The 12,230-nt window shown below is 63.2% G+C and carries 12 protein-coding genes; 11 read left to right on the forward strand and 1 reads right to left on the reverse strand.

Translation table 11 applies throughout. The features are described from left to right. Positions 1-53: 53 nt before the first annotated feature. Positions 54-2,387 (reverse strand): hypothetical protein, encoded by a 2,334-nt coding sequence (locus tag P6U30_RS12275; protein ID WP_407169276.1) that lies wholly within the window; start codon positions 2,385-2,387, stop codon positions 54-56. Between the two features lie 157 nt (positions 2,388-2,544). Between P6U30_RS12275 and P6U30_RS12280 the strand changes: the two genes are divergently transcribed. The 11 genes from P6U30_RS12280 to flgK all read left to right on the forward strand — a co-directional run bounded on the left by P6U30_RS12280 (position 2,545) and on the right by flgK (position 12,220). After that, positions 2,545-2,796 (forward strand): hypothetical protein, encoded by a 252-nt coding sequence (locus P6U30_RS12280; protein ID WP_407169277.1) that lies wholly within the window; start codon positions 2,545-2,547, stop codon positions 2,794-2,796. A 259-nt stretch (positions 2,797-3,055) separates the two neighbouring features. Continuing rightward, entirely contained in the window at positions 3,056-3,757 is a 702-nt protein-coding gene (locus P6U30_RS12285; protein ID WP_407169278.1) for an RNA polymerase sigma factor, read from the forward strand. Positions 3,758-3,893: 136 nt separating this feature from the next. Further along, entirely contained in the window at positions 3,894-4,718 is an 825-nt protein-coding gene (locus P6U30_RS12290; RefSeq protein ID WP_407151292.1) for a flagellin, read from the forward strand. Between the two features lie 63 nt (positions 4,719-4,781). After that, on the forward strand, positions 4,782-6,485 hold the full coding sequence (fliD, locus tag P6U30_RS12295; RefSeq protein ID WP_407169279.1) for a flagellar filament capping protein FliD: 1,704 nt from the start codon (positions 4,782-4,784) through the stop codon (positions 6,483-6,485). Next, positions 6,485-6,913, forward strand: coding sequence for a flagellar export chaperone FliS (fliS, locus tag P6U30_RS12300; RefSeq protein WP_407169280.1), 429 nt, complete (start codon positions 6,485-6,487; stop codon positions 6,911-6,913). Before fliD ends, fliS begins: the two co-directional genes overlap by 1 nt. Positions 6,914-7,063: 150 nt before the next feature. Then, the gene (locus P6U30_RS12305) at positions 7,064-7,498 is read left to right on the forward strand and encodes a hypothetical protein (RefSeq protein WP_407169281.1); all 435 of its coding nucleotides are present in this window, start codon (positions 7,064-7,066) and stop codon (positions 7,496-7,498) included. A 234-nt stretch (positions 7,499-7,732) separates the two neighbouring features. Continuing rightward, complete coding sequence (locus P6U30_RS12310; RefSeq protein ID WP_407169282.1) at positions 7,733-8,395, forward strand: flagellar hook assembly protein FlgD; 663 nt, start codon at positions 7,733-7,735, stop codon at positions 8,393-8,395. An 18-nt stretch (positions 8,396-8,413) separates the two neighbouring features. Further along, positions 8,414-9,682 carry a flagellar hook protein FlgE gene (flgE, locus tag P6U30_RS12315; protein WP_407169283.1) on the forward strand — a complete coding sequence of 423 codons (1,269 nt, stop codon included), beginning with the start codon at positions 8,414-8,416 and terminating at the stop codon, positions 9,680-9,682. 71 nt (positions 9,683-9,753) lie between these two features. Continuing rightward, on the forward strand, positions 9,754-9,939 hold the full coding sequence (locus tag P6U30_RS12320; RefSeq protein WP_407169284.1) for a hypothetical protein: 186 nt from the start codon (positions 9,754-9,756) through the stop codon (positions 9,937-9,939). A 19-nt stretch (positions 9,940-9,958) separates the two neighbouring features. Then, entirely contained in the window at positions 9,959-10,414 is a 456-nt protein-coding gene (locus P6U30_RS12325) for a flagellar protein FlgN (RefSeq protein WP_407169285.1), read from the forward strand. 27 nt (positions 10,415-10,441) lie between these two features. Further along, positions 10,442-12,220: a flagellar hook-associated protein FlgK gene (gene flgK / locus P6U30_RS12330; protein WP_407169286.1), complete on the forward strand. Its 1,779-nt coding sequence runs from the start codon at positions 10,442-10,444 to the stop codon at positions 12,218-12,220. Positions 12,221-12,230 lie beyond the last annotated feature (10 nt).

Consider the following 12,230-nt stretch of genomic DNA (forward strand, 5'->3'; position numbering starts at 1 on the left):
CGCCCACCCCTCGTTAACTGTTACGTGCGGGGCGGCGAGATCAGGCGGACAAATCAATGACTGTTCGTCGCGGGCGCACGCCAGGAGAGCGTGGCCGCCGGGACTCCGTCGATGTTGCCGTCGTCGACTGCAAGAATGCGGTCGTGACTCAGCGATGTCAGGGCCACGGTGTAGATCGCGATATCGTCCTCGAAGGCATCGACCGGGATCAGCAGCATGCCTTCGTCGTTGATGGCGCGGAAGTTACGGCCGGTTCTCTCTATGCCTGCGTAGACGAGCCGCCCTTCGTGGATCGGCTTCACATCCGAAGCTTCGGCCGCCATTGCGATGGTCTCGCCGTGTTGGACGACGATGCCATGGAGCATGCCTTGGCGCGCGAGTGTCGCCAGCGGGAGGGCGATCGTCGCGACGGCCATGCGGCGCGACAGCGGGATACGCAGCCGAAGCTCGCCGAGCCCGCTGTGATAGACGTCGATGGCCTCCAGAGAGGCCTGACCGTCACCGCCAAACAGGCCGACCCGCAGCGTGCCGCATCGCGCCTCGCCGAATACGTTCGGCGGCAGGCGGTTGGCGCCGAACAGCGCGTAAAGGTAGCCGTACGATGGCGACAGCGCCGCGAAACTGCCGGCGAGCCACATCGGCGGAGCCGGCGCCGTGCAGGCCGTGCCGATACCGCGCGCGACGACGCAGTTGTTGACGAAGTTGGCGTCGAGCAACGGCGCCAATGCCTGGGTGCCGAGATTGACGTCGTGCATGACGCCGCCGAGCAGCAGGAGCTCGTCATCGTCCGGCAACAGCAGCAGTCGTCCGAGGATGGCGGCGGTCCAGCGTGCGGTCGTTGCCGCATCGTCATAGGGTCGCAATGCGTAACGCGGTGCGAGCTCGCGGGCACGCGAGGCGTAGCTCAGCGCTCCGGCCTGGATCTCGGCGCCGAGAGCCAGTTGCGTGGCCGGGCGCTGGTCGCCCTCGCGCAGGACCGCGCCATCCCGATAATCTCGCGCCGATCCTTCGGCAGAACAGCAAAGCTGTTCCAGCAATGCGACGTTGCGGATCAGCATGCGCTTGATATGCGGTGTGACGATGCGATCGGAGATCAATCCTTGCGCGGTGTCGTCGTCCGCGATGTCGTCAAAGGCATCGTCCAATGTCAGCAGATAGGCACCGTGCAGGCGGATGCGAATGCCTTCGCGGTCGAAGATGCGCCGCAGCGACTTCTGAACGCTCGCGGAATAGCCGAGGTCGGCGAGGATCAGGTCGGTGCAGCGATCGAAATCCGGGATCGTCGCGCGCAGATAGGCGAGCAGACGCGCGCGGACGCCGGCGGCGATGTCGGTGATTTCGCTCGTGTCCATCAGACCGGGCAGGGCGTCGGCGAGATCACGGCCGCTTGCGATGCCATCCGGATATTGCGCGAAGAATGCCGTCACCGCCGGCGGTTGCACCTTGACGATATCCGCGAATGTCGCTGTATCGATCTTGACCACCCGGCTCAGCAGCTCGATGAGAGGTTCGAGAGTATCGGCCGATCCGACCAGGCTGACGCGGCGATTGACCTCGAGATAAGCGCCGCTGCCGCCGTGGCCGCCTTGCCAGACGCGATGTGGCAGAAATCCGTCGCGGCCGAGAAAGCCGACTGCGACCCGCGCGCCTTGCTCGGCCAGAGCCGTGCGTCGCGCGTCGATGAACGCGTCGAATGCCGCCATCACCGGCCCCAGCACGGTCACGCCGAGATGAAAGCCGGGGGAGCGTTGTGCGCTTTGCGCTGTGACCGCGCGCCGCAGCGTGCGGGCGCCGTGATCGAGCCGCGATGGCTGCGCAGGGCACAGCAATTCGAACATCGATGTCTCGCGCTGCAGCTTCGAGGCCAACGCCGCGCTCGCCTGCGGATAGTAGCGCGGGCGGATGCCGTGACGGCGCGCGCCCTTGATGTCGGCCTTCTCGTTATCGCCGATGTGGAACGAATTCGCTGCGTCGACGCCCTGCTCGGCGAGATAGGTCGCAAACAGCGTCTCGCTCTTGCTGCTGTGATGATCGCAGGATGCGTAGAGGAAGTCCCAGGTCAACCCCGGGCTGCAGATGCGGAGTAGCTCCGCGAGTTGATCGGAATTCCAGTAGGTGTCGGAAATGAAGCCGACGCGAAAACCGCTGCGCCTCATGTCCAGATATTGCTGGATCATTTCCGGATTGGCGCGACAGAGTTCGAGCTCGGCCTGAAATTCGATCTCGGCGAGATCCTGCAATGCGTCGCGGTTGAGGCCGAACAGCTTGAACGGAAAGTACTTGTAGATATTTGCGATGTGGACTTCCGCAGAGCCGCGGCGCTCCGCCGCGAGCTTGCGCGCACGCGCTTCGGCCTGGATTCGATGCTGAACGAAACTGACGGACATATCCGGAAATTTTTCAGCAATGCACGAAAGCTGAAAAACCCTTTCAAATACGCCATCCGGTGTCGTGCACGCGCGTAAAAGAAATGTATCGAAAACATCGAACGAACATGCAGAAACATTTCGCGCGCGACGCGTCGCGTCGAGCGTCACGATCGTCATGCGCAAAACCCCCGCCAGTCCTCATGCGTTGAACGCATCGTTGCGACAAATCAGGCGCGTCGATTCAAAAAAAGTTGCCGCGAGATTCCAGAACGCGCGCTTCACGACTGACAGATTCAAAAAAATCGATAACGTCGAGTTGGTGATTCGGAAAAAATTGCCTAGTCGCTTTCATCGAATGCAAGCGAGCGACCACGCGATGATCGATGATCCGCATGCTGCGCGCATGCCTGTGTTCGAGTGGCGTTAGTTCGTGTGACCACAGCGTTTTCCGGCGCGATCATCTGTGCTGCGGAAATCGAGGCGATGCTGAACGACTGCTTCCAACCATGCCGAAGTCTTCCGCGCGCGCCGGCGAGGCGGCACCTTTTGCCGGGCGGTCGGCAAAAAGCGCCAGCTAAGCATTTGAAAAATAACGAAAAAAGTTCGCCTGAATTGCTCAGCCTCTGCGTTCAACGCTCAGAAGCCGCCTGGGATGTGTACCATCGGCGTGGGTTGGAGAGTGGGGGATGAGCTACGCGCTTGATATGAGGGCATCGACCGACGTCGAGACGGCGAGTGCTGCGGTCGCGCCGAACGAGGCGACGCCTCCATGGAGCGACGTTCCCGCGGTCGCCGATGCTGTCCCGCTCGATACCGTCGAGATCCACGACGAAGACAAGGAGTTGCTCGACCGTCTCGCCGCCGGCGACGAGGTTGCGTTTCGTCTGCTCGTCGAGCGTCACGTCGACCGCGCTTATGCCATTGCGCTGCGTATCGTCGGCAACGCCGCCGATGCCGAGGATGTTGTGCAGGACACCATGCTCAAGGTGTGGACGCATCGCGGCCGCTGGCAGCACGGCCGCGCCAAGTTCTCGACCTGGCTCTATCGCGTGGTCAGCAACCGCTGCATCGATCTGCGCCGCAAGCCGCGCACCGAGAATGTCGACGCGGTGCCCGAGGTCGCAGACACGCAGCTCGACGCCTCCAGCGTCATCGAGCGCAACGAGATCGGCAATCTCCTGGAGGTCGCGATGCAGCGGTTGCCCGAGCAGCAGCGTGTCGCGGTGATCCTTTCCTATCATGAGAACATGAGCAACGGCGAGATCGCCGAGGTCATGGACACCACCGTGGCCGCGGTGGAGTCGCTGTTGAAGCGCGGGCGGCAACAGTTGCGAGAGATGCTGCGACGACACGAGCGCGACCTGCGCAAGGCGTTTACCGACTGCTAACCATAAAGCCTGGCTTCTGAAGATTTCGCGCCTGACCACCCGCGGCCGCTCCGTTTGATCGGTCGGACGGGGGCTGGATCCGCGTCACCTCTCTTTCACGATGCGGCATCCATGCCCATCAGCACAGGAGCTCTATATGCCCGCAATTTCGACCAATACGGCGGCCAACGCCGCGGTGCGCTACCTGAACATCAACTCGCAGCAGGAAACCAGCGCGCTCTCGAAGCTGTCGAGCGGTTCGCGCATCACCTCGGCGTCCGACGACGCCGCCGGCCTCGCGATCTCGACCCGCATCTCGTCCGACATAACCACGCTGCAGCAGGCCGCGACCAACGCGTCGCAGGCCACCTCGATCCTGCAGACCGCCGATGGCGGCGCGTCCAACATCTCCGACATCCTCGCCCGCATGAAGTCGCTGGCCTCGGAGTCCGCCTCGGGCACCGTGACCGACTCCAGCCGCGCCTACATCAACTCGGAATTCTCGCAGCTCAAGGGCGAAATCGACTCGATTTCCTCGGGCACGCGTTACAGCAGCCAGAGCTTGCTGGACGGTTCGAGCGTGTTCTCCTCGGGCGTCTCGGTGCTGGTCGGGTCGACGTCCGCCGATACCATCACGATCACCCTGTCGACCCTGACCGCGTCCTCGCTGGGCCTGACTTCGCTCGACGTCAGCTCGCTGTCCGACGCCACCAGCGCGCTGTCGGCGCTCGATACCGCGATCGACACCGTGTCGTCCGCCCGCGCCGAGATCGGCGCCCAGGAATCACGCTTCAACTTCAGTGCCGACTCGATCTCGACTCAGACCCAGAATCTGCAGTCGGCCAATTCGGCGATCAGGGATGTCGACATCGCCGCCGAGCAGGCGACGCTGTCTTCGGCTGAGGTGAAGACCCAGGCCGCGGTGTCGGCGGAAACGGCGGCAAACCAGATGCCGCAGTACCTGCTGAAGCTGCTCGGCTAATAGCCAACCTGGGACGGGCCGGCCGAGCGCCGGCCCGTTTCCCATTGCGACAGACGTGTTGAGATGACGGTAAGCAGCGCGACGACGGGCACGTCTTCTGCCAGCACGAGTTCAGCGAACTCGGCGAGCAATGTCACGACCACGGGCACGACCAATTCGACCAGCATCGACTGGAGCGCCCTGATCCAGGCCGAGGTCGACGTCAAGCTGGCACAGGCGACCTCGATCACGACCAAAATCACGGCGAACCAGGCCAAGATTTCCGCTTACCAGACCCTGCAGACCGAGCTTTCGACGCTGGCGTCGGGGCTGACATCGCTCTCTACGTCGATCGTCAATTCGCTCGCAACCAATGCTTTCGCGACGCGCGCGGCCACCATCTCCTCGACCGGCGATGTCAGCGCCTCCTCGGCGCTGTCGATGAGCGTCAACAATGGCGCGGCGACCGGCGACCACACGCTCCAGATCACCCAGCTTGCAACCGCGCAGAAGGTGATCGGCGCCGCGCAGTCGAGCGCCACGACCGCGCTCGGCTATGCCGGAACGTTCTCGCTCGGGCTGGCCGGCGGCAGCAGCGCCGCCATCACGGTCGACAGCAGCATGTCCATGCAGGACGTTGTCGACGCCATCAACGCGCAAAGCTCGACCACCAATGTGCAGGCCTCGATCGTTCAGGTGTCGAGCGGCTCCTATGAGATGGTGCTGACCGGAACCCAAGATGCGGCCGACATCAGCTATTCATCGACATCGGGTGACGACGTTCTCAACAAGCTTGGCGTCACCGATTCGACCGGCGCATTCACCGATGTGCTGCAGAAGGCCCAATCGGCGGAGTTCGCTCTCGACGGCATTTCGCTGACGCGCAACAGCAACGATATTTCCGACGTCTTGTCCGGAGTCACCTTCGACCTGTTGCAGCCGACGCCGAGCGGCACGACGCTGAACATCAGCATCGGCGCCGACACCACCCAGATCACGTCTGCGCTGCAGACGTTCGTGACCGATTACAACGCGTTTCGCGATCAGGTCATCGCGCAGTCCGCCACCAACTCGGACGGCACCGCATCGTCGAGCGCGGTGCTGTTTGGCGACAGCACGATGCGCGATATCATGACGGAGCTCCAGCAGGTGCTGAGCGGTTCGGTCGGCGGCATGACCATGTCCGACCTCGGCCTGTCCTTCAACTCGAACAACGAGCTGCAGCTCGACGCCGGAACCCTGTCCACCGTGCTGTCGACGAATCTGAGCGGTGTGACGCAACTCCTGTCGGCGCAAACCACCACGTCGTCGAGCCAGCTCAACGTCGTCAACACCGGGACGTCGCCGCAGTCATTCACGCTCGACCTTGCGGTTGATTCCAGCGGCAATTTGACGTCGGCGTCGGTCAATGGTGACAGCTCGCAATTCTCGGTGATGGGCGACAGCATCATCGGCAATGCGGGAACGATCTATGCCGGCATGGCCTTCACCTACACCGGCTCGACGGCGCAATCGATCACCGTCACCTCGACGTCGGGCCTGGCGGCACAGATTTATCAGATTGCCAACACCAACGCGATCACCACCGGCTCGCTGCAGACGATGATCTCCAATCTGCAATCGCAGGACACCGACATGCAGCAGCAGGTCAGCACCATCCAGAGCAACGCCGCGACCTACCAGGCGCAGTTGCAAACCCAATATGCGAACTACCAGGCGGCGATCGAGAGTGCGAACAACACGCTCGGCTACCTGCAAGCACTCCTGAACGCGGGATCCAAGAACTGATGACCCAAAATGCCACGGCCCATCGCGCCAACAATGCCTATCGATCCGCCGCGGTGGCGGTGCCGCCGCTGAAGGCGGTGGTGATGCTGTGTGATGGCGCGATCACGCTGCTGCAGAAGGCGCAGGAGGCGCACGAGGCCAAGCGGTTCGAGGAAGGTCATGACTACCTGACCCGGGCCACCGCGATCCTGCGCGGGCTGAGCCACAATCTCGACTTCACCCGCGGCGGTGCCCTGGCTGACCGGCTGTACCGGACCTACAACACCCTGATCATGGCGTGCCTGCGCACTTACGGCCGGCCGCACGCCAAGGAAAGCTTCCGGCGCATCATCGCCAGCCTGACGGAACTCCGCGACGCCTGGAAATATGTCGACGCGACCGCCGGGGCCGCTAAGGCCAACATGACCGAATCAGCCCTCCGGGGCTGAACCGTCCGCCGGATTGCGAATCAGCCGGCGTGGCCCGGGCCCGAGGCTCGGAATGGCCGATAGCCGTTCCGGCAGGGAAGCGACAGTCCGGTGGACACCATGTTCGGCGTGGTGTCATGACGGCGGAAATTGATTTCCGGCGTCTCGCGAATGCTTTATGACGGCCTTGGCGACGAGGTTGGATCTGCGCGCGCGATGGATGTTGCGACATTCGAAGACCTGATCGACCGGCTGGGGGACGACCTGTCCCGTTGGCCCGACGATCAACGGCTGGCTGCCGTGCAGCTTCTGGCGTCTTCGGCGGAGGCGCGGGCGCTCTACGAGGAGGCGGGCACGGTCCGCCGGGCATTGCAGGCGCGCCCGGTCCGGGCGCCTGCCGGTCTTGTCGATCGCATCGTGCTTGCGGCAGAGAAATTGCCGAGAGAGCCGGACGCCCCCGTGGACGAGCCGAAGGACGCCGAAGCTTCCGGCGAATCCGCGCCGGCCGGAAAGGTCCTGCCTGTGCTGCTCCTGGCACTCTGCCTGTTGCCTGCACTGGCTGCGTTGCTGGATCAGCCGGACCTGCCGATCAGCCTGTCGCTCTGATCACCTCGGGCTTCGCCCCGTCTGATCCGCTTCACTCCGCGCGCGCATGACACGCTGCCACGAGAGTCCGTTGCGCGACGTACACGGCAAATTCTGCCGGTTAATCAAGTGATTCCATACGCATGAATCCGCGCCTGAATTCGGCGCGTCATCCGTTTCATCTGCGAACGACCTTCTCGACCACGATGTTCACACGCGTTCCGTCGCTTAACCCGCGGCGAAGAGAGCCTTGTCATGACCGTATCCTCGGCCACATCAGCCGCGACCTCGTCCGCCGCGTCGACGTCAGCGTCGAGCGCGTCGATGGGGATGAGCTCGACTGATTTCCTCAATCTGCTGGTCAGCGAGCTGCAGAACCAGGATCCGCTCAACGCGACGAGCACGACCGACTTCATCAATCAGCTCACGTCCTACGCCAACTTTACCGAGCAGCAGTCGATCAACAGCAGCATGACGTCGCTTGCGAGCTCGTTCTCGAGCCTCGTGACGCTCAACTCGGTCAACTATATCGGCCACACCGTTGAAGCGAAGACGAATACAGCGGAGCTGACCAACGGTTCGGCGACGTTCGGCTACTCGCTCTCGTCGGCGGCGTCCAACGTGTCGATCGCGATCCAGGACTCGTCGGGCAATACGGTGTGGACCGGCAGTCGCACCGGAAACGCCGGTTCGAACACCTTCACCTGGAATGGCCAGACCACGAACGGCACCCAACTCAGCAATGGCGGCCAGTACACGATCCAGGTGACTGCGACCGACTCCGCCGGCAATTCGCTGCTCAACTACACGACGATGACCGGAACGGTGACCGGGATCGATGCCTCCGGCTCGACGCCGTCGCTGCTCGTGAACGGCGTTCCCGTCAGCGCTGCCAACATCATCGGCGTCTCGTCCTGATCGTATCGGAGTTTTATCATGAGCCTCACTGGCGCGCTTTCCTCGGCAATCTCGGCGCTCAATTCGCAGAGCCAGTCGCTGGCGATGATCTCCGACAATATCTCCAATGCCGATACCACGGGTTACAAGACCACCTCGGCGATGTTCGAGGATCTGGTGACGGCGTCGAGCAGCGCCACCTCGTACACGTCGGGCGGCGTCACGGTGTCCGGCCGCGCTAACATCACCCAGCAGGGATTGCTGTCCGCAACCACCAACGCCACCGACGTCGCGATCCAGGGGGCCGGCTTCTTCGTGACGACCGATGCGATATCGGGCGGCACGACCCATTATACCCGCAACGGTGCGTTCACCACCGACAATGCGGGCTATCTCGTCAACAGCGGCAACTACCTCGAGGGTTGGCGCACCGACGCGGACGGTAATATCGTCGGCAACGCCTCGGCCGCCAGCCTGACGCCGATCAACACGCAGGTGGCTTCCACCAGCGGCAGCGCGACCACCAAGACGACGATTGCGGCCAACCTGCCGTCCGATGCGGCAGTGAATGCCACCTTCACCAGCTCGATGACTGTCTACGATTCGCTCGGGACCGCGAACTCTATCCAGATCACGTGGGAGAAGACGGCTGCCAACACCTGGACCGCAAGCTTCGGCAATCCGACGCTCGCTTCCGATTCGAGCACAACGACCGGCACCACGAGCGGTTCGGCGACGATCAAGTTCAACAGCGACGGCTCGCTCGCCTCGACGTCGCCGAGCCCACCGGCGATCTTCGTAACCGGCTGGACTGACGGGGCCACCAACAGCACGATCGCGCTCAATCTCGGCACCGTCGGCAAGACCGACGGATTGACCCAGTACGCGTCGGGCCAGACCACGCCGGCGGTCAACCTGACGGGCATCAACTCGGACGGCCTTGCCTACGGCAAGTTGAGCAGCATTTCGGTCGGCAAGAACGGTGTGGTCAACGCCACGTACTCCAATGGCCAGACCATCGCGATCTACAAGATCGCGGTGGCGACGTTCAGCGATCCGAACGGGCTGACCGCGGGCAGCAACGGAATGTACTCGTCGACGGTGGAGTCCGGCAACGCGACGCTGCAGACCTCGGGAACCAACGGTGCCGGAACGGTCTATGGCAGCGAGCTCGAGTCGAGCACCACCGACACCAGCGGCCAGTTCTCCAGCATGATCTCGGCGCAGCAGGCCTATTCGGCGGCGTCGCAGGTGATCACCACCGTCGACAAGATGTTCGACACGCTGATTTCGGCGGTGTCGCGATGATAGTCCCCACAACGAGTGAGAGCAGGCGCCTGCTGCTCAGGCTTCGGCGGCTTCAGGCGCGAGCTGGTTCGGTGCAGCCGAACGATCGGACACAGCTCTGCGCGCTGCTCGACGACATCGGTACAGTGCGGGACCAATTGATGCGCGAATGCGCGCGGCTCGACGACGAAATCATCCGGGCGATGTTCCGGGCAACGGCCATCACCGCATACGGACGCGGCGCGCACTCTATCCGCGCCCTGCGTCGCGGACATTAGCAGGAACGGGAGTGACATCATGACACCGGCAGGCAACATCAAGCTCGATCCCGCTGATGGCGACGGGCGCGCAAAGGCGTTGATCGCGCTGATCGACGGTCTGATCGCCATCGTGAACGAGGAGAACGTCGAGCTCGCCAAGGGCCTGCCGGCGTCGCGATTGAAGCAGGTTGGCGAGAAGAACCGGCTGGCCAACCTGTTCGAGCAAAGCGTGGCGGAAGCTGTCGGCAAGACGGCAAACCTCAATGTCCAGGACCGCGTGCTGCGCGAGCAGCTCATGGAGCGGATCTTGCGGCTGCGCGTAGCCATGGACGAGAACGTCTTGCGGCTGCGCGCGGCGATCGACGCCAGCAACCGCCGGATCGAGGCGATTATGCAGGCGATCCGCGAGCAGATCGCCAACGTGTCGCCGTATGGCGCCAGCGGCCGGCGCGTTACCTCGGCGATTTCGTACGGTACCAACGTCCGCGCCTGATCGGGCCTGCGCCAGGGGGAGTTCGCCGTGTCGTCGCTCAACATCGCGCAAAGCATTGCGTTCAGCGGGCTCTCGGCCACGCAGGTGCAGATCAGCGTGGCGTCGGCAAACATCTCCAATGCCGATACCAAGGGCTATACCGACAAGGCCGCCAACCAGGTCAGCACTGTCACCGCAGGCGTCGGCACCGGTGTCATCGTCACTGGAATCAGCAGCACCGTCGACAAGCTGCTCCTGAAATCGCTGGTCGGGGCGACGTCCGATCTCGGCGCCGCCAATGCCACCAACAATTATCTGACCGAGGTCGAGCAGCTCTATGGCAGCACCTCGAGCGCCAGCAGCTCTTCGACCGGCACATCGCTTGCCAATACGCTGGCGGCGTTCCAGACGGCTCTGTCGTCCCTGGCGAGCACGCCGAACAGTGCGTCGCTGCAATCAAATGCGATCGGTGCGCTCAATGCCCTTACAACGCAATTGCAGAATACCTCGAGCGGGATCCAGAAGCTGCGCGCCAACGCCGATCAGGATATCGCTTCGTCGGTCAGCGACATCAATTCCGACCTGCAGCAGATTTCCGACCTGAACGCGCAGATCAAGCAGGAGGCCGCCGCCGGACAGTCGACCGCGGACCTCGAGGACCAGCGCAACATCGCGCTGCAGGACCTCGCATCGATGACGAACGTAAGTTACTTCACGGCGTCGAACGGCGACCTGCAGGTCTACACCGGCTCGGGGCAGGCATTGGTGGACAGTACCGCACATCCGTTGAGCTATACGCCGGCGGCTAATGTCACGGCGACCACCACCTACAGTGCGGGCCCCTCCAGCGGCTTCAGCGGCATCACGGTGAACGGGGTCGACATCACCTCGCAGATCACCTCGGGTAAAATCAGCGCCCTGGTCACGCTGCGCGATCAGACCCTGCCGGACGCACAGTCGCAGCTCGACGAGCTCGCGCAGCAGCTCACCGCAAGCGTCAACGCGGTGTCGAACCAGGGGACGTCGGTGCCACCGCCGACCAACCTGACGAGCACGGCCACCGTCAGCAGCTCGACGCCGTTTGCGGCAACCGGCACGGTACGCATAGCGGTCGCGGACAAGAGTGGCAACTTGGTATCGTATCAGGACCTCGACCTGTCGTCCTATGCGACGGTGGGCGATCTCGTCACCGCGATCAACGGCATTTCGGGCCTGTCGGCGTCGATCAATGCCGATGGGAAACTGACAATCTCGGCGAGCGGGTCGGCGAACGGCGTCGCGATCAACGAGATGACGAGCTCAGTCGGCAGCTCCAGCGAAGGCTTCTCGGATTATTTTGGTCTCAATGATCTGCTGACCGGAACCGGCGCATCCGACATCGCGGTGCGCAGCGACATCCTCAGCGGCGCCGCTGGGCTGCCGACGGCGACGCTCGATTCATCCTCTACGCTGACCGCCGGCAACCAGGTGCTGTCGCCGGGTTCGGCGACCGTGATCAACGCGTTGCAGAGTACGTTGACGGGGGCGACCAGCTTCGCCATGGCCGGCGGGCTCGGGGCCACGACCGGCTCGTTCACCGACTACGCAGCCTCGATCGTGGCCAACGTCGCCAGCAAGGCAACCCAGGCGTCGGCGGCCTATACCGCGAAGCAGACCGCACAGTCGACCTATGCCAGCTCGCTGTCCTCGCAGTCCGGCGTCAATATCGACGAGGAGACCGCCAATTTGAGCACGCTGCAGAACAAGTACGCGGCTGCTTCCGAGTTGATCCAGGTGATCAACAGCATGTTCTCGTCACTGATGACTGCGTTGCAGACGGCAAGCTGAGAGTGAGGCT

This window comes from Bradyrhizobium sp. ORS 111 (assembly GCF_045571485.1).
GTDB lineage: Bacteria > Pseudomonadota > Alphaproteobacteria > Rhizobiales > Xanthobacteraceae > Bradyrhizobium.

Bases quoted from the DNA above. Each gene is read 5' to 3' on its own strand.
- P6U30_RS12275 (WP_407169276.1), bottom strand. From the start codon at position 2,387: ATGTCCGTCAGTTTCGTTCAGCATCGAATCCAGGCCGAAGCGCGTGCG.
- P6U30_RS12280 (WP_407169277.1), top strand. From the start codon at position 2,545: ATGCGCAAAACCCCCGCCAGTCCTCATGCGTTGAACGCATCGTTGCGA.
- P6U30_RS12285 (WP_407169278.1), top strand. From the start codon at position 3,056: ATGAGCTACGCGCTTGATATGAGGGCATCGACCGACGTCGAGACGGCG.
- P6U30_RS12290 (WP_407151292.1), top strand. From the start codon at position 3,894: ATGCCCGCAATTTCGACCAATACGGCGGCCAACGCCGCGGTGCGCTAC.
- fliD (WP_407169279.1), top strand. From the start codon at position 4,782: ATGACGGTAAGCAGCGCGACGACGGGCACGTCTTCTGCCAGCACGAGT.
- fliS (WP_407169280.1), top strand. From the start codon at position 6,485: ATGACCCAAAATGCCACGGCCCATCGCGCCAACAATGCCTATCGATCC.
- P6U30_RS12305 (WP_407169281.1), top strand. From the start codon at position 7,064: ATGCTTTATGACGGCCTTGGCGACGAGGTTGGATCTGCGCGCGCGATG.
- P6U30_RS12310 (WP_407169282.1), top strand. From the start codon at position 7,733: ATGACCGTATCCTCGGCCACATCAGCCGCGACCTCGTCCGCCGCGTCG.
- flgE (WP_407169283.1), top strand. From the start codon at position 8,414: ATGAGCCTCACTGGCGCGCTTTCCTCGGCAATCTCGGCGCTCAATTCG.
- P6U30_RS12325 (WP_407169285.1), top strand. From the start codon at position 9,959: ATGACACCGGCAGGCAACATCAAGCTCGATCCCGCTGATGGCGACGGG.